Source organism: Acidaminococcus nyctereutis (assembly GCF_052216985.1).
GTDB classification, from domain to species: domain Bacteria; phylum Bacillota; class Negativicutes; order Acidaminococcales; family Acidaminococcaceae; genus Acidaminococcus; species Acidaminococcus fermentans_A.
The window spans coordinates 14958-34046 of sequence record NZ_JBQOUY010000026.1; the positions used below are offsets into that span (position 1 = coordinate 14958).

20 protein-coding genes are annotated in these 19089 nt (G+C 57.5%); 19 read left to right on the forward strand and 1 reads right to left on the reverse strand.

All coding sequences use genetic code 11. From position 1 onward, the window contains the following. Genes ACTUHY_RS10590 through pyrE form a run of 4 tightly spaced genes read left to right on the forward strand, consistent with a single transcriptional unit; the run spans position 1 to position 3006 of the window. Positions 1-768 carry a dihydroorotate dehydrogenase electron transfer subunit gene (locus tag ACTUHY_RS10590; protein WP_442827683.1) on the forward strand — a complete coding sequence of 256 codons (768 nt, stop codon included), beginning with the start codon at positions 1-3 and terminating at the stop codon, positions 766-768. Then, complete coding sequence (locus ACTUHY_RS10595; protein ID WP_442827684.1) at positions 762-1700, forward strand: dihydroorotate dehydrogenase; 939 nt, start codon at positions 762-764, stop codon at positions 1698-1700. Before ACTUHY_RS10590 ends, ACTUHY_RS10595 begins: the two co-directional genes overlap by 7 nt. An 11-nt stretch (positions 1701-1711) precedes the next feature. After that, complete coding sequence (pyrF, locus tag ACTUHY_RS10600; protein WP_442827685.1) at positions 1712-2431, forward strand: orotidine-5'-phosphate decarboxylase; 720 nt, start codon at positions 1712-1714, stop codon at positions 2429-2431. A 2-nt stretch (positions 2432-2433) separates the two neighbouring features. Continuing rightward, positions 2434-3006, forward strand: coding sequence for an orotate phosphoribosyltransferase (gene pyrE, locus ACTUHY_RS10605; RefSeq protein ID WP_442827686.1), 573 nt, complete (start codon positions 2434-2436; stop codon positions 3004-3006). 388 nt (positions 3007-3394) lie between these two features. Here the strand turns inward: pyrE and ACTUHY_RS10610 are convergent, their stop codons facing one another. Then, positions 3395-3625 (reverse strand): DUF1858 domain-containing protein, encoded by a 231-nt coding sequence (locus ACTUHY_RS10610; RefSeq protein WP_106787710.1) that lies wholly within the window; start codon positions 3623-3625, stop codon positions 3395-3397. Positions 3626-3808: 183 nt separating this feature from the next. Between ACTUHY_RS10610 and mraZ the strand changes: the two genes are divergently transcribed. The 15 genes from mraZ (at position 3809) to nrdR (ending at position 18885) form a co-directional block, all read left to right on the forward strand. After that, positions 3809-4234, forward strand: coding sequence for a division/cell wall cluster transcriptional repressor MraZ (mraZ, locus tag ACTUHY_RS10615; protein WP_442827687.1), 426 nt, complete (start codon positions 3809-3811; stop codon positions 4232-4234). A gap of 87 nt (positions 4235-4321) precedes the next feature. Next, positions 4322-5251 (forward strand): 16S rRNA (cytosine(1402)-N(4))-methyltransferase RsmH, encoded by a 930-nt coding sequence (gene rsmH, locus ACTUHY_RS10620; RefSeq protein WP_442827698.1) that lies wholly within the window; start codon positions 4322-4324, stop codon positions 5249-5251. A 33-nt stretch (positions 5252-5284) separates the two neighbouring features. Next, positions 5285-5692 (forward strand): septum formation initiator family protein, encoded by a 408-nt coding sequence (locus ACTUHY_RS10625; protein ID WP_442827688.1) that lies wholly within the window; start codon positions 5285-5287, stop codon positions 5690-5692. A 240-nt stretch (positions 5693-5932) separates the two neighbouring features. Further along, positions 5933-7426: a UDP-N-acetylmuramoyl-L-alanyl-D-glutamate--2,6-diaminopimelate ligase gene (locus tag ACTUHY_RS10630; protein WP_442827689.1), complete on the forward strand. Its 1494-nt coding sequence runs from the start codon at positions 5933-5935 to the stop codon at positions 7424-7426. After that, complete coding sequence (locus ACTUHY_RS10635; RefSeq protein ID WP_442827690.1) at positions 7419-8801, forward strand: UDP-N-acetylmuramoyl-tripeptide--D-alanyl-D-alanine ligase; 1383 nt, start codon at positions 7419-7421, stop codon at positions 8799-8801. Before ACTUHY_RS10630 ends, ACTUHY_RS10635 begins: the two co-directional genes overlap by 8 nt. After that, a complete protein-coding gene (gene mraY, locus ACTUHY_RS10640) occupies positions 8795-9757 on the forward strand; it encodes a phospho-N-acetylmuramoyl-pentapeptide-transferase (RefSeq protein WP_442827691.1) in 963 nt (320 codons plus the stop codon). The genes ACTUHY_RS10635 and mraY overlap by 7 nt, the downstream gene beginning before the upstream one ends. A 263-nt stretch (positions 9758-10020) precedes the next feature. Next, on the forward strand, positions 10021-11394 hold the full coding sequence (gene murD, locus ACTUHY_RS10645) for a UDP-N-acetylmuramoyl-L-alanine--D-glutamate ligase (protein WP_442827692.1): 1374 nt from the start codon (positions 10021-10023) through the stop codon (positions 11392-11394). Then, the gene (murG, locus tag ACTUHY_RS10650; protein ID WP_442827693.1) at positions 11391-12500 is read left to right on the forward strand and encodes an undecaprenyldiphospho-muramoylpentapeptide beta-N-acetylglucosaminyltransferase; all 1110 of its coding nucleotides are present in this window, start codon (positions 11391-11393) and stop codon (positions 12498-12500) included. Before murD ends, murG begins: the two co-directional genes overlap by 4 nt. A 12-nt stretch (positions 12501-12512) precedes the next feature. After that, positions 12513-13901 (forward strand): UDP-N-acetylmuramate--L-alanine ligase, encoded by a 1389-nt coding sequence (gene murC / locus ACTUHY_RS10655; protein WP_442827694.1) that lies wholly within the window; start codon positions 12513-12515, stop codon positions 13899-13901. Continuing rightward, positions 13901-14833, forward strand: a complete 933-nt coding sequence (locus ACTUHY_RS10660; RefSeq protein WP_442827695.1) for a D-alanine--D-alanine ligase family protein — start codon at positions 13901-13903, stop codon at positions 14831-14833. The genes murC and ACTUHY_RS10660 overlap by 1 nt, the downstream gene beginning before the upstream one ends. Before the next feature lies 1 nt (position 14834). Beyond that, the gene (locus tag ACTUHY_RS10665) at positions 14835-16040 is read left to right on the forward strand and encodes a cell division protein FtsQ/DivIB (RefSeq protein WP_442827696.1); all 1206 of its coding nucleotides are present in this window, start codon (positions 14835-14837) and stop codon (positions 16038-16040) included. 13 nt (positions 16041-16053) lie between these two features. Next, positions 16054-16746, forward strand: a complete 693-nt coding sequence (locus tag ACTUHY_RS10670) for a DUF881 domain-containing protein (protein WP_278675646.1) — start codon at positions 16054-16056, stop codon at positions 16744-16746. Next, complete coding sequence (locus tag ACTUHY_RS10675) at positions 16743-17069, forward strand: small basic family protein (protein ID WP_278675644.1); 327 nt, start codon at positions 16743-16745, stop codon at positions 17067-17069. The genes ACTUHY_RS10670 and ACTUHY_RS10675 overlap by 4 nt, the downstream gene beginning before the upstream one ends. 213 nt (positions 17070-17282) lie before the next feature. Then, the gene (gene ftsZ, locus ACTUHY_RS10680; protein ID WP_278675642.1) at positions 17283-18401 is read left to right on the forward strand and encodes a cell division protein FtsZ; all 1119 of its coding nucleotides are present in this window, start codon (positions 17283-17285) and stop codon (positions 18399-18401) included. A gap of 19 nt (positions 18402-18420) precedes the next feature. Continuing rightward, a complete protein-coding gene (gene nrdR, locus ACTUHY_RS10685) occupies positions 18421-18885 on the forward strand; it encodes a transcriptional regulator NrdR (RefSeq protein WP_442827697.1) in 465 nt (154 codons plus the stop codon). Positions 18886-19089: the final 204 nt, after the last annotated feature.

Below are 19089 nucleotides of genomic sequence, written 5' to 3' on the forward strand. Positions count from 1 at the left end.
ATGGCAGTATATATGGAAGGAACCATAGTCCGGCAGGAAAAGCTGTCGGCAGATATCCGGCTCATGGAAATCCGCTGTCCAGAAGTGGCGGCAGCGGCCCAGCCGGGTCAGTTTGTGACGGTGCGGGTGAACAAGCTCCACGAACCTCTGCTCCGGCGGCCCTTCGGGGTGGCCGGGGCGGACCGGGCGGCGGGGACCTTTTCCCTGATGTACCGGATCGTGGGGGAAACCACGGAGCTCATGGACACCATGGAGGCGGGAGAACCCATCAGCGTGGTGGGGCCTCTGGGCCACGGTTTCCACCTGGGGGCCAAACGGGGCCTTTTGGTGGGAGGCGGCATGGGGCTGGCTCCTCTCCATTTCCTGGCCCAGGCGGACCCGGATCACAAAATGGAAGTGATCGTGGGCGGCCGGACCAAGGCGGAAGTGTTCTGGGCGGACCTGTTCAAGGACAAGACCGCCCAACAATATGAAACCACCGACGACGGCTCTTACGGGGTGAAAGGCACGGTGAACGCTGTGCTGCCGGGGCTTTTGGCCACGGGCCAGTATGACTGCGTGTACGTGTGTGGCCCCAGCCCCATGATGAAGGCCGTGGTGGAAGTGGTGGACAAGTACGGGGTGCCCTGCCAGGTATCCCTGGAAAAATACATGGGCTGCGGCCTGGGCGCCTGCCTGTCCTGCTCCTGCGAGGGCAAGGGCGGCAAGCGGATGAAGATCTGCAAGGACGGCCCGGTGTTCTGGAGCCAGGAGGTGGTGGAATGGTGAAGCCCTATGAAGATCCCCGGATGCAGGTGGACCTGGCGGGGGTGACCATGAAGACGCCGGTGACCACGGCCTCCGGCACCTTTGGCTTCGGGTTGGAATTCACCGATTTCCTCAACCTGGACCACATCGGCGCCATTACGGTGAAGGGGACCACCCTGAAGCCCCGGCCCGGGAACAAGGGCCAGCGGGTGGTGGAGACCCCGGCGGGGGTGCTGAACTGCGTGGGGCTGGAAAACCCCGGGGTGGAGTTTTTCCTGAAGGAAACCCTGCCCCAGCTCCGCAAGGTGACAACGACCCCGGTGATCGTGAACATCGACGGGGACAGCGCGGAAGACTACGGTACCTTAGCTGAAATGCTGGACGTGGACGGGGTGGATGCCATCGAGCTGAACATCTCCTGTCCCAACGTGGCCCAGGGGGGCCTGGCCTTCGGCACCGACTGCCACGCGGCAGGAGAAGTGGTGAAGGCGGCCAAGGCCCGGACCCACAAACCGGTGATCACCAAGCTGTCCCCAAATGTGACGGACATCACGGAAATCGCCCGGGCGGTGGAAGCGGCAGGCACCGATGCCATTTCCCTCATCAATACCCTGGTGGGAATGAAGATCGACATCCAGAAAAAGCGGCCGGTGCTGGGGAACATCGTGGGAGGGCTTTCGGGCCCGGCGGTGCACCCGGTGGCGGTGCGCATGGTGTACCAGGTGGTCCAGGCGGTGAAAGTCCCCCTGATCGGCATGGGGGGCATCAGCTGCTGGCAGGATGCGGTGGAATTCATCCTGGCCGGGGCCACGGCGGTGGCTGTGGGCACCTGCAGCTTTACGGATCCCAGCCTGGCGGAAACCATCAGCCTGGGGATCCAGCAGTATCTGGATGATACGGGAGCGGCTTCCCTGGACGAAATCCGGGGACAGGCCCTGCCGGGACGGAACTGAGGAGGACGGCCATGGATGCAAGAGACAGACTGATCTGCGCCCTGGATTTCCCCACCTTTGACCGGGCCAAGGCCCTGGTGGAGGAACTGGGGGATGCGGTGACTTTTTATAAGGTGGGGATGGAACTGTTCTACGGGGCAGGTCCGGATATCATCCGCTATCTGAAGAAAAAAGACAAGAAAGTGTTCCTGGACCTGAAGCTCCAGGATATCCCCAATACGGTGGCCCACAGCCTGGCAGTCCTGACCCGGCTGGGGGCGGATATCATGAACGTCCACGCGGTGGGCGGTCCCAAGATGATGGCCGAAGGGATGAAGGCGGTGCAGGAAGCGGCGGCGGAACTGGGCCGGCCCGCTCCCAAGCTGATCGCCGTCACCGTGCTCACCAGCATGGATGAAGCCCAGTGGAAACCCCTGAACTATGCCAAACCCATCGGGGAAGAGGTGCTGGACCTGGCGGCCCTCACCAAAGAGAGCGGCCTGGACGGCGTGGTGGCCTCTCCCCGGGAAGCCGCGGGGATCCGGAAGCAGTGCGGGAAGGATTTCCTCATCGTGACCCCGGGGGTGCGCCCGGCCTGGGCGGCCACTAATGACCAGAGCCGGATCGCCACCCCGGCAGCCGCTATCGGCAACGGATCCACCCATCTGGTGGTGGGACGGCCCATTACCCAGGCGGACAACAAACAGGAAGCTGTACGGAAGATCCTGGAAGAAATGGAAGGAGCTTTTTAACCATGAACGATACGACGGTACTGCATATGCTGGAAGAAACCAACGCGGTGATGCATGGTCATTTTCTGCTGACCAGCGGCCTGCACAGCCCCACGTACGTGGAAAAATTCAATGTGCTGCAGCAGCCCCGGTACACGGAAGCCCTGTGCAAGGAAATCGCTGCCCGGTTCGTCAATGACAACGTGGAACTGGTGGTGGGCCCTATGACCGGCGGCATCCTGCTGGCCTATGAAGTGGCCAAGAACCTGGGCACCCGGTTCTTCTTTACGGAACGGGTGAATGGGAAGATGACCTTCAAGAGAGGGTTCCACATCGAACCGGGCACCCGGGTACTGATCGTGGAAGACATCGTCACCACCGGCGGCAGCGTGCGGGAAGTGCTGGACGTGGTGAAGAGCGAAGGTGGCGTACCCATCGGGGTGGGCCTTTTGGTAGACCGGAGCGGTGGCAAAGTGGATTTCGGCGTCCGTACCGAACCCTTGCTGCGCCTGGACGTGGAAGCCTACAAACCCGAAGACTGCCCTCTGTGCAAACAAGGAGTGCCCCTGACCCAGCGGGGACGGACGGGGAAATAAAAAAATGGGGGGTGTTGCACGTTACGTGCAACACCCCCGGTCTCATAAGCCGCATAGCGGCTCGGTCTCGAGTCTCGAGCCGAATGAGAAATTTGCAAGCAAATTTTTTGAATGTACAAACCCTAATCTGCTAACGATAAGATATTCGTTTCTATATCCAGCACGATACTGGTTCTACACTTTCAAAAGAACCTGGCCATGGGAACAGGTTCTATCCAACGGCTCGAGACTCACGACTCGAGACCCGAGACCTCAAAAAGAGGCTGTTGCGCATGCAACAGCCCCCGTCACTAGTCACTGGTCACTAGTCACTAGCCAAAGGAAGCCAGCGAATGCTGGCAAAATAAAAGACGCTGTGGGAAATTTTTCACAGCGTCTTTTTTGTGCCTTATTTTGCTTCTTTTTTGTCGTCGCCTTCCACTTCAGCGATGCAGTCGTTGATGTCGGCGATCAGGGCTTCCACGTCGATGCCGTGGGCAGCAGCGCCCTGGCCGATGGTCTCGAAGTTGGCGGCCATGCAGCCGATGCAGCCCAGACCATACTGCATGAAGATGTTGACGATTTCAGGGTGCATCTGCACCGTTTCGATAATGCTGGAATCAGCAGTAACCTTTTCCATCTGAATCCTCCTCGATTACATTTAATGGGTATGGAATCATTATATCATATTTTGTCAACCCTGTGATCTAAGTTTACCGTTGTCTTGTCTGATTTTTCGTTGCTTTTTCCCCTAAAACATTCTATAATGGTGAAAAGTGGTGAAAAGTGGCGAATTATTTCTCAAGGTCAGGAGGGACGGCTTATGTTGATGGGGGAATTTGAACATGCCCTGGATAGCAAGGGCCGTTTGTTCGTCCCGGCCAAAATGAGGGAAAGCCTGGGAACACCCTTTGTTGTGACTAAAGGCGTGGATGGCTGTCTGGATGTGTATCCCATGGAAGCCTGGGAGAAGCTGAAGAACAGCTTTGCGCAGAAAATGATGCCCAAACAGAAGATGCGGGATGTCTCCCGGTTCATCTTCGGGGGCGCCTGTGAAGCAGAGCCGGATAAACAGGGGAGGATCCTCCTGCCGGCCAATCTGCGGACCTATGCCCAGATCGGGGAAACGGCCCTGATCGTGGGGGTAGGGAACAAGGCGGAAATCTGGGATGCCCAGCGCTATGCGGACTATACCAAAGCCGTGGAAAGCGATGTGGCGGAACTGATCGAAGAGTTGGATTTTGAGTAAGGGGCGGTCAGCTGTCAAATGGCAACTGTCAGCGGCCGATGGAAGCCAGACGCCTGCAGCGTCTGGACTGATAGAATGGGGTTTGACATGGAATTTGTCCATAAAAGTGTATTATTGGAAGAAAGTGTCCAATGGGTGGTCACGGATCCCAAAGGGATCTATGTGGACTGCACTTTGGGGGGCGCGGGCCATTCTCACCGGATCACGGAGATGCTGGAGCCGGAAGGGATGCTGATCGGCATCGACCAGGACGAGGATGCCATCGCTGCGGCCACAGAGCGGCTGAAAGAAGCCCGGTGCCAGGTGAAGATCGTCCATAATAATTTCCGGAACTTGGATCAGGTCCTGGATCAGCTGGGGGTCCCGCAGGTGGATGGGATCCTGTTCGACCTGGGGGTCTCTTCCTACCAGCTGGATACTCCGGAACGGGGCTTTTCCTACATGCATGACGGTCCTTTGGACATGCGGATGGACCAGGAAGCCAGCCTGACCGCGGAACAAGTGGTGAACCGGTATAAGGAAGATGACCTGGCCGGTCTGATCTACAAGTACGGGGAAGAACGGTGGGCCAAACGGATCGCCCAGTTCATCGTGGCGGCCCGGAAGGAACATCCCATCACGACTACGGGGGAACTGGTGCACATCATCAAGGCCGCCATCCCCAAAGGAGCCCGGCAGGATGGTCCCCATCCGGCCAAACGGACTTTCCAGGCCATCCGGATCGAAGTGAATGACGAGCTGAAGATCCTGGATGCTGCCATGGAAGCCGCCGTCCATCATCTGAAGAGCGGAGGCCGCATCGGAGTGATCACTTTCCATTCTCTGGAAGATCGGATCATCAAACAGGCCTTCAAACGGCTCCAGCGGGGCTGCATCTGTCCGCCGGAACTGCCGGTGTGCGTCTGCGGACGGAAGCCGGAACTGAAGAAACTGAAAGAATTCACCCCCAGTGAGGCGGAACTGGCCGAGAATCCACGAGCCAGGAGCGCCCGGCTGCGGGGAGCGGTAAAAATATAACGAACGGACAGCAAACAATGAAGGAGACGCAACATGGTTACCAAGAAACACAGTCGACCCGTGGAGTGGCCGTCTCATCATCCATACAGTTACGGTTCCACGGCTGTCCAGGAAGAAGTCATTCCCGGGCATGACCGGCCTTCCCGTCCGGTCAGACCCAAAAAAGCCGTAAAGGGGCAAAATATTCAGCTGCGTCGGGTTGCATTTCTGGTGTGTTTGGTATTATCATTAGTATTCGTGAATATTGTCTTGAATAAGCTGTATTTCACCCATTCGCAGGCCCTGATCCAGCTGAAAAGCGAGGAAGCCAAGTGCCTGGATGAGAACGAAACGCTGAAGATCGATGTGGAACGGCTGCGGAGCCCGGAACGGATCACCAGCATCGCCGAAAAGAAGCTGGGCATGAAGACCGCCCGGAGCAATATTTATGTAAGGGAGTAGAGCAGCAGACTGCCCCCATCGGTCTCGGGTCTCGCGTCTCGGGCCGAAGGAAGCCAGGTCCCCTGGCTATGGATGGACAAAAATCTTTTTGGTTTACTGTATCAAAACAAATTGCTTGCAATTTGTTGCCTCCGACTCGAGACGCGAGACTCGAGACGCGAGACCGGGCCTGAAAGGCCCATTGAATCATTGGCAGACTATCCTTTTTCCAAATGTCTGCCAATTACAAGGGGGATCAACATGGAAAGGAATTTGCAGGATGTAATCAGCCAGCTGCCTGGCGCCGTGGTTACAGGAAATGGGACGGATCGGACTGTCAGCGATTTGACCATCGATTCCCGGACCGCCGGCCCTGGCAGCCTTTTTATATGTATCAAAGGGGCCAATACCGATGGCCACCAGTATATTGCCAAAGCGGCGGCCCAGGGGGCTGCAGCGGCCCTGACGGAACAGGAGACGGAAGTGCCGGAAGGGATGACGGTGATCCGGGTCCCCAGCACCCAGGAAGCGGTGAAGACCCTGGCACCCTGGTTCTACGACTGGCCTGCCCGAAAAATGCGGATGATCGGGGTCACCGGTACCAATGGGAAGACCACCACCACCAATATCCTCCGGACCCTGCTTACCCGGACCGGCCACAAGGTGGGGCTCATCGGCACCATCAACGTGATGATCGGGGAAAAAGTGCGCACCAGCCACAATACCACCCCGGATGTAGTGGATCTCCAGAAGATGCTCTATGAAATGGTGGAAGACCGCTGTGACACCTGCGTCATGGAAGTCTCCTCCCATGCCCTGGCCTTGGACCGGGTGGCAGGGATCGAATACGATACGGCGGTGCTCACCAACATCACCCAGGACCACCTGGACTTCCACAAGACCATGGAAAACTACAGGGAAGCCAAGGCCCTGCTGTTCACCCGTCTCCATGAAGGGATGAAGCCCAACAAGACGGCGGTGTTCAACAGCGACGATCCCAGCTCGGCCATCATCATGCCCCGGGTGAAGACGAAGATCATGACCTACGGGAAAGGGAAGGACAACGACGTATATCCTCTCACCTTCCACGTGGCCGCCAGCCATATGGAATTGAACCTCCATACTCCTGTAGGGGAGATGGATCTGAAGCTGCATATTACCGGAGAATTCAATGTGTACAATGTGATGGGATCCATCTGTGCCGCCATTGGGGAAGGACTGACCCGGGAGGACATCATCCAGGGCCTGGACGATTTCGCTGGGGTGCCTGGACGGTTCCAGCTAATCCACGCGGGCCAGCCCTTTACGGTGGTGGTGGATTATGCTCACACTCCGGACGGCCTGGAGAACGTGCTGAAGACGGCCCGGCAGATCACCCGAGGGAAACTGTGGGTCATCTTCGGAGCCGGGGGAGACCGGGACCGGAAAAAACGGCCCATCATGGGGCAGATCGCTCTCCGTCTGGCGGATAAGGTGATCGTCACCAGCGACAATCCCCGTTCTGAGGATCCGGAAGCCATTATCCGGGATATCGAAGAGGGGCTGGAAGACAATCCGGAAGGAAAGGAAATCCACAAGATCACCGACCGGCGGGAAGCCATCGAATATGTGATGGCCCATGCCGAACCGGAAGATGTGGTGATGATAGCGGGAAAAGGTCATGAGAACTACCAGATCCTGAAGGATCGGACCATCCATTTCGATGATGGAGAAGTGGTACGGGACTTTTTCCAGAAGGGGAAGACCAATGCTTGATGCTGCTTTGCTGAAACGCGCCCTCCAGGTGCCCATGGCTCTGGGAGACGGGGAAGAGTTTACGGATGTAGTGACGGATTCCCGGGCCATTGTGCCCGGTTGTCTGTTTATAGCCCTGAAAGGGGAAAAGTTCGACGGCCACCGGTTCGTGGCCCAGGCTCTGAAGGAGGGAGCCCGGGCGGCGGTGGTGTCGGAAGTGCCGGCAGGAGTGCCAGAAGACCGTTGTGTGGTGGTGCCCGATACCCTGACGGCCTACCAGCAGATCGCCAGCCGGTATCGGCTGGACAAAAAAGGGCTGACGGTGATCGCCATTACCGGCAGCAACGGCAAGACCTCCACCAAGGACTGCATCGCCGCCGTGCTGGGGGAAAAATACCGGGTGATCAAGACCCAGGCCAACTTCAATAACGAAATCGGCCTGCCTAAGACCCTCCTGACCATCCAGGAAGATACGGAAATGGCCGTGGTGGAAATGGGCATGCGGGGCCTGGGGCAGATCCGGGCCATGAAGCACATCGCCTATCCTGATGGGGCGGTGATCACCAATGTAGGGGATACCCATCTGGAACTGTTGGGGTCCCTGGAAAATATCGCCAAGGCGAAAAGCGAGATCCTGGAAGATTTTACCGCGAAGAACCATGCCTTCCTCAACGGGGATGACCCCCGGGTCAGCATCATGCAGACCGGCGCTGCGGTCCATACCTATGGCATTGACAGCGATGCCGATGTGAAGGCGGTGGAAATCGCCGCCGACGGGCTCCGGACGGTATTCACCTACCGGAGCAAAATCACCGGCGCCACCCAGCGGGTGCAGCTGCCCCTGATCGGCCGGCACAATGTGATGAATGCCTTAGCTGCCGTAGCGGTGGGGGAAGTGTACGGTGTCCCTGATGAGGCCATTGCCCGGGGACTGGCCAACCTGAAGATGACCGGCATGCGCCAGGAAATCCTCCATTGCGGGTCGGTGACGGTGATCAACGACGCTTACAACGCCAGCCCGGCTTCTATGGAAGCAGCCCTCAAGACCCTGGGAGATGTGGTGAAGGACCAGGGGAAGGGCCGGGCCATTGCGGTGCTGGCGGATATGCTGGAACTGGGAGCCCATTCCCGCAGCGGCCATACCCAAGTGGGGGAATGGTGCGGAAAGTACGGCGTGGATGAGCTGATCTGCTACGGACCGGAAAGCCACTTTACGGCAGAAGGGGCCCAAAAGGCCGGCGTCCCCGTCCATTATGCCAAGGACCGGGCAGAAGCGGCCCGGGTGTTGGAACAGCTGGTGCGCCCGGAGGATGTGGTGCTGCTGAAAGGCTCCCACGGCATGGAAGTCTTCAAGCTGATCGATGAAGTGTTCCGGAAGGAGGCTGCATCATGCTGAGCGGCCTGGGGATCCTGGTGACCTCTTTTGTCCTGACGGCTGTTTTCGGCCGGTTCCTGCTGCCTTTGCTCCACAAATGGCATTTCGGCCAGAGCATCCGGGAATGTGGGCCCAAAGAACATTTGAAGAAAAACGGCACCCCCACCATGGGGGGCCTGATGATGATCGCCGCGGCCATTGTGGCGTCCCTTTTGTGGATCCCCCTGGATGCCCGGACCATCGTGGCCCTGTGGCTGTTTGTGGGCTATGGGATCATCGGGTTCATCGATGACGGCCTGAAGATCTTCTTCAAGCGGAACCTGGGCCTCACTTCCAAACAGAAGATGGCTCTCCAGATCCTGGTAGCGGCGGTGTACCTGTTCTATCCCGGGGATGTGACGGTGTACAGCACCCGGATCTGGGTACCCCTGGTGAATACCACCCTGGACCTGGGCGCTGGGTATTACTTGTTTTTGCTGCTGCTCTTGGTGGGGACCACCAATGCCGTGAACCTGACCGACGGCTTGGACGGGCTGGCTTCCAGTGTGACCGTCCCGGTGATGCTGGCTTTTGCCTATATCGGCTTTGCCAGCTGCCTGCTGCCGGAAGCCCTGTTTGCTCTCTCCATCGTGGGCTGCTGCCTGGGCTTCCTCATTTACAACCATCACCCGGCCAAATGCTTCATGGGGGATACTGGTTCCCTGGCTCTGGGTGGTGCGGTGGCTGCTGTGGCTATCGGGACCCATACAGAGCTGCTTTTGGTGGTGATCGGGGGCATCTATGTGCTGGAAGCCCTCTCCGTGATGCTCCAGGTGGGGTATTTCAAGATGACCCACGGGAAGCGGATCTTCCGGATGGCGCCTTTGCACCACCATTTTGAACTGGGAGGCTGGAAAGAAGTCACCGTGGTGAAGCGGTTCTTCCTGGCCAGCTGCCTGTTCTCGCTCCTGGGCGTGGGGATGTATCTGGCCAGGTAAAAGGTCACGGGTCTCGAGTCACGAGTCTCGAGCCGAAGGCGAAATTTGCAGGCAAATTTTTGAATGAAGGAAATTTGACTTTTTCAAGATAAAATGATCGGTACTGTTTTAAGGACGGTACTGATTCTGGAGGTTCAAAAGAACCAGGCTGAAGGACGGGTTCTTTCCAGTGGCCCGAGACTCGAGACCCGAGACTCGAGACCAAGTCGGCTGCTTGTACAGCCGATTCCTGAACGATAATCATATACTGGGGGGCATCTTTCATGGATGACAAGAAAAAGATCTTTGTGTATGGGGCCGGCATCAGCGGCCAGGGGGTTTCCGAAGTCCTGGCCCAAAAAGGGGCTGGGGTGATCCTCTACAATGATGATACAAAAGAACTGGATCCGGCCTGGCTGCAGGCTTTCCAGGACCGGGGAGGGGAATACATCTGTGGGAAGGATCCGGAACCTTTTCTGGAACAGTGCCGCCTCTTCATCATCTCTCCCGGGATCCCCTTTACGACGGAAACGGTGAAGAAAGCCCGGGCACTGGGGATGGAGATCATCGCCGAAGCGGAAGAAGCCAGCCGGCTGTATAAAGGCCACTGGTGCGCTGTGACCGGCAGCAATGGCAAGACCACCACCACCACTCTGCTGGGGAAGATGCTAGCTACCCTGCCGGTGAAGACCGCGGTGGCCGGGAATATCGGCTTTGCCCTGAGCAAAGAACTCCAGGACCTGGACCAGGATTCCTGGGTGGCAGCGGAACTGTCCAGCTTCCAATTGGAAGGAACCACCAGCCTGGCGCCCGATGTGGCCTGTATCGTGAACATCACCCCGGACCATTTTGAACGGCACGGGGATATGGCGGGCTATGTGGCGGCCAAGAGCAAGATCTTCGCTTTCCAGACACCGGACCAGATCCTGATCCTCAACGCCGACGATCCGGTTTCCAGCAAGCTGGGAGACAGGGCCAAAAGCCGGGTTGTCTGGTTCAGCACCCAGAAAGTGCTGCCGGAAGGGGGCTTCATCGAGGATGGCTGGTTCACCCTGGCCCTGGACGGGAAGAAGGAAAAAATCTGCCAGGTATCCGATCTGCAGATCTTCGGGGCCCATAACGAACAGGATGTGCTGGCTGCCTGTCTGTCCGCCCATTTCGCCGGGGTCACGGCCGAGAACATGGCCCAGGTGCTGAAGGCCTTCCGGGGCGTGGAACACCGGCTGGAATATGTGACCGCCATCAACGGGGTGAAATACTACAATGATTCCAAAGCCACCAATACCGATTCCGCCATCAAGGCCCTGGAAGCTTTCAAAGACGGCCATGTGATCCTCCTGGCCGGAGGCCACGACAAGATGACCGGCCTGGATGATCTGATGGAAGCAGTGAAGGCCAAGACCGATGTCCTGATCCTTCTGGGAGAAGCCCGGCAGCGGTTCTATGAAGCCGCCGAAAAACACGGAGTGAAGAACATCATCCTGATCGACGGGACTTTCGAAGACGCGGTGCGGAAAGCGTACAGTCTGGCTAAAGCACCCCAGGTGGTGCTCCTGTCCCCGGCCTGTTCTTCCTATGATATGTTCGCCAATTTCCCGGAACGGGGCCGGGTCTTCAAACAGATCGTCCATGATCTGGCTAAGGAGGCAGAAGCGTGAAAGTCGTACTGTCCGGCGGGGGGACCGGCGGCCACATCTATCCGGCACTGACCATTGCCGGAGCGCTGCGGCGGCTGGACCCTGACTGTGAAATCACTTTTGTGGGGACTCAAAAAGGCTTGGAAAAGGATATCATCCCCCGCTATGGGTATCCCCTGAAATTTATCCAGGTGGCAGGCTTCGAACGTCACCTGGGGCTGGGCACCCTGAAAAGTGCCTGTGAACTGGTCCTGGGCATGAAGGAAGCCTACAGCCTGCTGAACCGGCTGGATCCGGATCTGGTGATCGGCACGGGAGGCTATGTGTGCGGCCCCATCCTGTTCTGGGCGGCCATGAAACGGGTGCCTACCTGCATCCAGGAACAGAATGCCATGCCCGGGGTCACCAATAAGATCCTCTCCCGGTTCGTGGATGAAGTCTTCCTGGGCTATAAAGAAGGGAGCAAATATTTTGCTTCCCATGCCAAAAAAGTCTATACCGGGAACCCGGTCCGTCAGGAGATCCTGGAAGCCAGACGGGAAGAGGGACTGAAGAAATTCGGCCTGGATCCGGAGAAGACGACCCTGCTGGCCTTTGGAGGCAGCCGGGGAGCCCGGACCATCAACCAGGCCATGGTGACGGTGGAGCAGGAATTGGCCGGGAATCCCCGGATCCAGATCCTCCATGCCACCGGCACGACCGGTTATGAGAAACATGCGGAAGCGGTGGGGGATAAGGTGCTCCATGCCGGGAATATCCACGTGGTGCCCTATCTCCACGATATGCCCTTGGCACTGGCGGCCGCCGACCTGGCTGTTTCCCGGGCAGGAGCCATCGGGCTGGCGGAACTCATGGTGAAAGGGATCCCTTCCATCCTGGTTCCCTATCCCTACGCCACTGCCAACCACCAGGAATACAATGCCCGGGCTTTGGCAGCCCAGGGAGCGGCCTTGGTGGTACTGGATAAAGACTTGACGGGGGACTGGCTCCTGGAAGAAGTGGAAAAGCTGCTCCAGGAACCGGAACGGCTGGAAACCATGCACCGCAGTGCCCTGCGGGCAGCCATGCCCCAGGCAGCCGATGCCATCGCGGAAGCTGCTATGGAGCTGGCAGAACGGAACAAATAGGAGGAACGACCATTGGTTGATCTGGATACGATTAAAAACATTCATTTCATTGGAATCGGCGGAGCCGGCATGAGTGCCCTGGCCTACGTGATGATCAAACGGGGCTACCATGTGTCCGGCTCCGATGCCAAACCGGGCTATATGGCTACCAAGCTGGCCAAGGAAGGCGCCCTGGTATTCATCGGCCACGCCGCCTGCCAGATCGAGCGGGCGGAAGTGGTGGTGGTCTCTACCGCCATCCATCCGGACAATCCGGAACTGGTGGAAGCGCACCGCCGGCAGGTGCCGGTGATCCATCGGAGCGACGTGCTGGCCTATCTGATGAACAAGCACAAAGGGATCGCTGTGGCCGGGGCTCATGGGAAGACCACCACCAGCTCCATGCTCAGCTGCATCACCTATGACTGCGGCCTGGATCCTACCATCGTGGTAGGGGGCATCGTGAACAACCTGGGTTCCAACGCTGCCAACGGGAAGAGTGATTATGTGGTGGCGGAAGCGGACGAAAGTGACGGCTCTTTCCTGAAGTTCCGTCCTTATATCGCTGTGGTCACCAATATTGAAGATGACCACCTGGACCATTACGGCAGCGAAGAAAACATCCAGAAGGCCTTTGCCCAGTTCGTGTCCCAGATCAAGGACGAAGGTTGTGTCGTCCTCTGCTATGACAACGCCAAGGTGCGGACCATCGGGGAACATACGGACAAACGGGTGATCAGCTACGGCATCGACAGCCAGGATGCGGATTACCAGGCCAAGGACATCAGCTATGGTACGGACGGCACCTATTATGATGTGGTGTACAAGGGAGAGACCATCGGCCGGGGCCATCTGATCATTCCCGGCCGGCATAATGTGCTCAATTCCCTGGGGGCCATTGCTGCGGCACGGGAGCTGGGGCTCCCGCTGGAAGAGATCCTGGCCTCCCTGGAGAAATTCAGCGGAGCCAAGCGCCGGTTCGAGACCAAGGGAAAAGTGGACGGTATCTGGGTGGTGGATGATTATGCCCACCATCCTACGGAAATCGAAGCGACTTTGAAAGCGGCCCGGCAGACCCATCCCCAGCGGCTGACCGTGGTGTTCCAGCCTCACCGGTATACCCGGACCCAGCTGCTCCTGGACGAATTCGCCGTAGCCTTCAAAGATGCAGACCAGCTGATCGTGACGGATATCTATGCTGCCAGCGAAGATCCCATCCCTGGCGTCACAGGGAAGATGCTGGCAGATAAAGTCCGGGAGACTACCGGTCAGCAGGTAGAATACCTGCCGGATCAGCCCACCATCCTGGATCATCTGGAACGGGAGGCCCAGAGCGGGGATCTGATCATGACCATCGGGGCCGGGGATATCTACAAACTCAGTGAACATCTGGTACAGGCATTGGAACGGAGGAATGGATAATGGATAAAAAAGATCGTGTGGCAGTGGTCATGGGCGGACCTTCTAAAGAACGGGAAGTGTCCCTGCATACCGGGACTGCCATCCTGGACGCCTTGAAGGAAAAAGGGTATGATGCTGTGGCCATCGATCTGGACCCGGAACATATCGTGGATCAGCTGAAGGAATCCGGGGCCAAGGTGGTGTTCAATGCGGTCCATGGACTCTATGGGGAAGACGGGCGGCTCCAGGGGATCCTGGAAATGCTGGGGATCCCCTATACGGGCAGCGGCGTCCTGGCCAGCGCCCTGGCTATGGACAAGGTCTATACCAAGCATCTGTTCCAGAACAACCATGTACCCACGGCCAAATGCATCTTCCTGGATAAAAAGCTGGATAAAGGACCCAAGGACCGGATCCTGAAGGAAATCGGGATCCCCTGTGTGGTGAAACCGGCCACCCAGGGCTCCAGCATCGGCGTGGTGATCGTAAAAGACGAAAAGCAGCTGGATGATGCCCTGGAGGAAGCTTTCAAGTACGGCGACCATGTGCTGTGCGAAGCCTTCTTCACGGGCAAGGAAGTGGCCGCTGGGGTCATGATGGGAGAAGACGGCCGGGCCGTCCCCATGCCTCTGGTGCTCATCGAACCCCATGAGAACTTCTACGATTTCCACAATAAATACACCAAAGGGGCCACTACCTATACCTGTCCGGCTCCTTTCGATGGAGAGACTACCCAGCGGCTCCAGAAGATCGCCGTGGCGGCTTACGAAGCCCTGGGATGCAGCGGTGTGGCCCGGACGGACTTGATGCTGGCAGACAACGGGGACTGCATCGTCCTGGAAGTGAACACCATCCCGGGGATGACGGCCACCAGCCTGATCCCCAAAGCAGCGGCAGCTATGGGCATTTCCTTCCCGGATCTGTGCGAAAAGATCCTGAAGACGGCCCATTGATATGATGAGGCCCAAATGGCTCCAGCCCCGGATCGGGCAGGGGCACCGGGAAGCCCGGGAAAACCTCCGGGGAAAAAGACAGGCAGAGGATCGGGAGGTCCGGCCTGGACAGGAGGGAGACCGGACTGCCCCGGCCGACAGCCGGCAAGGAGAAGAAAGCAGACGGGAACGCCGGACCAGCAGCTTCCGCCAAGAGATGCGGGCCGCCCGGCTGCGCCAGGAAGAAGCCAGGAAACAGGCGGAAGAGCGGCAGAAGGAACGGGAAAAGATCCGGCAGGAAGCCCAGGCCTATATCTACGGCCGGACCGAAGAGGAAGAAGCCAGGGCTTTGGAGGATCGGGCGGCGGGACGGGAAACGTTCCAGTCCCGGCAGGAAGAAAAAGGAGAAACTCCGGAAAAGAAGGAACGGAGAAGCCTGTTCCGGAAAAAACGGAACCATCCGGCAGGGACGGAAGCTGGAAAGCCCGGCCCAACAAGGAGCCGCCGCCGTCCCCGGTGCCGGCTGAACAAGGCACGGGCGGCTCTGCTTTTGGCCTCGCTCCTGCTGTTCATCGCTTCCTATGTGCTGCTCCACCAACCCTGGCTGGCTTTTGGCCGGCTGCAGGTCGTGGGGGATACGGCGGTGACGCTGGAAGAAGTCCGGGAGATGGGGGATGCGGGAGAACCTCTGAATATCTTCAATATCAACCGGAAGAAACTGCTTTCCAGCCTCCGGGCCGATTACCGGGTGGAAAAGGCGGACCTGGCCCTGGGCTGGCCTAATGTGCTGAAAGTGGTGATCACGGACCGGAAGCCGGCTCTGTATGTGGCCATGGAAGGAAGCCAGTATGCCCAGGTGGATCCTACAGGCCATATCATCGGTGTGGCAGATGGGATCACCGGCGGGGAGGCGCCCTTTGTTTCCGGCTGGCATATTGCCCAGGGAGAACTGGGGGATGTGACCGAAGATGAAGAGATACAGGGCATCCTGGGCTTCCTGGGGAAACTGGATCCGGGTCTGCGGGACCGGATCATGGAGATCCATGTGGATGAGAGCAAGAACCTCAAGATCTATCTCCACAATGGCATCCCGGTGATCCTGGGGACGTATGAAAATGCTGAAAACAAGTTGAAAGTGTTCCAGTCCATCTGTCAGGAGCTGGAAGCAAAAAAGATCAAGGCCCAATATATCGATCTGACTTACGAAAAACCCTATATCAAACTGTAGTTAGGAGAATGGCATGGCTGTGCACAGTCCGAGAGAGAAATTCTTCGTTTTCCTGGTGTGTCTGATCGTGGGAGCCATGATCTCGACCCAATTCCGCAGTGCTGAACAGGCCAAACAGTCTGTGAACCAGCAGCGGGCGGAAGATCTTGTGGAAAAACTGAAGAATGCGGAGAAAGAAAATAAAGCCCTGGCCAATAAGTTGGAAGAAATGGAGACACAGGGGACAGGAGGAGATCGGAAAGTCCTGAACGACTTGAAGATCAAAGCTGGGGAAGTGCCCCTCCACGGTCCCGGTGTGCTGGTAGTCGTCAATGACAGCCAGGTGACGCCCAAGGCCGGGGAAAATCCCAACCTGTATGTGATCCATGATGATGACCTGCTCCGGCTCCTGAATGAGCTCCGGGCTGCCGGGGCGGAAGCCCTTTCCGTCAATCAGGAACGGCTGCTGGATATTTCTGAAGTGCGGTGTGCCGGGCCTACGGTCTCTGTGAACAATACCCGTTTCACACCGCCCTATGAGATCCGGGCCATCGGGGACCCTAAGACCCTGGAAAGCGCCCTGCGGCTCCGGGGCGGAGTGGTGGAGACCCTGAAGTTCTGGGGCATCACGGTGGATGTGAAGAGAAAAGACGATGTGGTGATCCCGGCGTATAAGGGGACCCGGCATTTCGAATATGCCAAGACGGAAGAAGGTGGCAAAGGATGATCTACGCATTGGTGGGACTGGCAGCGGGAATCGCCCTGGGAGCTTGGTTCCCTGTGGTGCCCCCTATGTACAGCAAACTGGTGGCGGTGGCCTTCATGGGCTGTTTGGATGCGGCCTTCGGCGGATATCGTTCGTCCCTGGAAGGCCATTTCAATCACCGGATCTTCCTCAGCGGTTTCTTTGCCAATGGGATCTTCGCAGTGCTCCTGTGCTATTTCGGATACCGGCTGGGGATCGATTTGTATTACGTGGCACTGATCGCCTTCGGCCTGCGGATCTTCAACAACATCGCCATCATCCGGCGGCTGCTGCTGGGGAGCTGAGAGGCCGCTTCGCGGCCGTCAATGGTCAATGGTCACTGGTTACAGGCCGAGGGAGGGAATCTGCCGAGCAGATTCCTGTGAACGTTCTTGTTTTGCATCGGTAAAATTTTCCCCAAAATGGGGATGAAATATTATCTGTTAAATGGTATACTAGATGTAGTGTACGAAGAAATAAGTATCTTATCACACAATAGATGAGGAGGACCATGAAACATGTTTGAGGCAGACAAAGATACGATGGATCAGCCCCTGGAAAAGATCAAGGTCATCGGTGTAGGCGGCGGCGGCAACAACGCGGTAGACCGCATGATCGAAGCCGGACTGCAGGGTGTGGAATTCATCGCCGTGAACTGCGATGCGCAGCAGCTGAAAAAATCCAGCGCCCCCACCAAGATCCAGATCGGTGAGGACGAAACTAGAGGCCTGGGTGCAGGGGCCAACCCGGAAGTCGGGGAAAAATCTGCAGAAGAATCCAAAGACGTACTGGCAGAGTGCGTAAAAGGGGCTGACATGGTCTTCATCACTGCCGGCATGGGCGGCGGTACTGGTACCGGGGCTGCCCATGTGGTGGCGGAAATGGCCAAACAGGCCGGCGCCCTCACCGTGGGCGTTGTGACGAAACCCTTCTCCTTTGAAGGACGCCGCCGTTTCAACGTGGCGGAACAGGGGATTGCCAACCTGAAAGCCAAGGTGGATGCCCTGATCACCATCCCTAACGATCGTCTGCTCCAGGTAGTAGATAAACGGACTTCTATGAAAGATGCTTTCAAACTGGCCGATGATGTGCTGCGCCAGGGCGTACAGGGGATCTCTGACTTGATCAGTGTCCCCGGCCTGATCAACGTGGACTTCAACGACGTGAAGGCTGTCATGACCAACGCCGGTTCCGCCATGATGGGGATCGGTACGGCCAAAGGGGACGAGGGCGCTGCTGCTGCTGCCGAAAATGCAGTGAAGAGCCCGCTCCTGGATTCCACCATCGAAGGCGCCAAAGGCGTGCTGCTGAATATTACTGGCGGCCCCAACCTGAGCCTGATGGATGTAAACGAAGCCAGCAAGATCATCACCGATGTAGTGGATCCGGATGCCATCATCATCTTTGGGGCCAATATCGATGAAAACATGGAAGATGAAATCCGTGTCACCGTCATTGCTACCGGGATCGATGAAGGGAAACCGACTGCCACTGCTGCTCCGAAACCGGCTTCCTTTGTGAAACCCCAGACTTCTACCAGCCGGATCACCCGGGCTGCAGAAGAAGCTGCCGGCTCTAAGGTGAGCAGCTTCACTTCTCCCACTTCGGAGATTCCGCCCTGGATCCGCAACAAATAAGGAGCAGGGGGTGTAGGTTATGAAATGCCCATTCTGTGGCTGCGAAGATAGCCGTGTCATTGATTCCCGTTCCGTTGAAGAGGGGGCGTCCATCCGGCGTCGGAGAGAGTGTCCCCGCTGTGGACGGCGTTTCACGACTTACGAAAAATATGAACAGATCCCCCTCCTGGTCATCAAACGGGATGGCCGGCGGGAAATGTTCGACGGCAAGAAAATCCTGGCAGGCCTCCTGCGGGCCTTTGAAAAGCGGCCTTTCACCTATGAACAGATCCAGAGCCTGACGAACCAGATCGAGAATGAAATCCGGGCTTCCGGCGAGAATGAGGTGAAGTCCACGAAGATCGGAGAAGTGGTCATGGCCCACCTGGAAAAGATCGACCAGATCGCCTATGTCCGTTTCGCTTCCGTGTACCGCCAGTTTGCCGATGTAAACAGTTTCATGCAGGAAATCCAGAACATGCTGGATAAAGGGAAAGAAAAATGATCAAAGAGGCTGTTGCGTGAGCAACAGCCTCTTTTTGAGGTCTCGGGTCTCGAGTCGTGAGTCTCGAGCCGTTGGAAAGAACCTGTCCCCATGGCCAGGTTCTTTTGAAGGTGTAGAACCAGTATCGTGCTGGATATAGAAACGAATATCTTATCGTTAGCAGATTAGGGTTTGTACATTCAAAAAATTTGCTTGCAAATTTCT

Excerpts from the sequence above, each read along its gene's own strand:
- pyrE (WP_442827686.1), top strand. The coding sequence starts at position 2,434 with ATGAACGATACGACGGTACTGCATATGCTGGAAGAAACCAACGCGGTG.
- mraZ (WP_442827687.1), top strand. The coding sequence starts at position 3,809 with ATGTTGATGGGGGAATTTGAACATGCCCTGGATAGCAAGGGCCGTTTG.
- ACTUHY_RS10625 (WP_442827688.1), top strand. The coding sequence starts at position 5,285 with ATGGTTACCAAGAAACACAGTCGACCCGTGGAGTGGCCGTCTCATCAT.
- mraY (WP_442827691.1), top strand. The coding sequence starts at position 8,795 with ATGCTGAGCGGCCTGGGGATCCTGGTGACCTCTTTTGTCCTGACGGCT.
- ACTUHY_RS10670 (WP_278675646.1), top strand. The coding sequence starts at position 16,054 with ATGGCTGTGCACAGTCCGAGAGAGAAATTCTTCGTTTTCCTGGTGTGT.
- nrdR (WP_442827697.1), top strand. The coding sequence starts at position 18,421 with ATGAAATGCCCATTCTGTGGCTGCGAAGATAGCCGTGTCATTGATTCC.
- ACTUHY_RS10610 (WP_106787710.1), bottom strand. The coding sequence starts at position 3,625 with ATGGAAAAGGTTACTGCTGATTCCAGCATTATCGAAACGGTGCAGATG.
- pyrF (WP_442827685.1), top strand. The coding sequence starts at position 1,712 with ATGGATGCAAGAGACAGACTGATCTGCGCCCTGGATTTCCCCACCTTT.
- ACTUHY_RS10665 (WP_442827696.1), top strand. The coding sequence starts at position 14,835 with ATGATGAGGCCCAAATGGCTCCAGCCCCGGATCGGGCAGGGGCACCGG.
- ACTUHY_RS10595 (WP_442827684.1), top strand. The coding sequence starts at position 762 with ATGGTGAAGCCCTATGAAGATCCCCGGATGCAGGTGGACCTGGCGGGG.
- ACTUHY_RS10590 (WP_442827683.1), top strand. The coding sequence starts at position 1 with ATGGCAGTATATATGGAAGGAACCATAGTCCGGCAGGAAAAGCTGTCG.
- ACTUHY_RS10660 (WP_442827695.1), top strand. The coding sequence starts at position 13,901 with ATGGATAAAAAAGATCGTGTGGCAGTGGTCATGGGCGGACCTTCTAAA.
- ACTUHY_RS10630 (WP_442827689.1), top strand. The coding sequence starts at position 5,933 with ATGGAAAGGAATTTGCAGGATGTAATCAGCCAGCTGCCTGGCGCCGTG.
- ACTUHY_RS10635 (WP_442827690.1), top strand. The coding sequence starts at position 7,419 with ATGCTTGATGCTGCTTTGCTGAAACGCGCCCTCCAGGTGCCCATGGCT.
- murD (WP_442827692.1), top strand. The coding sequence starts at position 10,021 with ATGGATGACAAGAAAAAGATCTTTGTGTATGGGGCCGGCATCAGCGGC.
- ftsZ (WP_278675642.1), top strand. The coding sequence starts at position 17,283 with ATGTTTGAGGCAGACAAAGATACGATGGATCAGCCCCTGGAAAAGATC.
- ACTUHY_RS10675 (WP_278675644.1), top strand. The coding sequence starts at position 16,743 with ATGATCTACGCATTGGTGGGACTGGCAGCGGGAATCGCCCTGGGAGCT.
- rsmH (WP_442827698.1), top strand. The coding sequence starts at position 4,322 with ATGGAATTTGTCCATAAAAGTGTATTATTGGAAGAAAGTGTCCAATGG.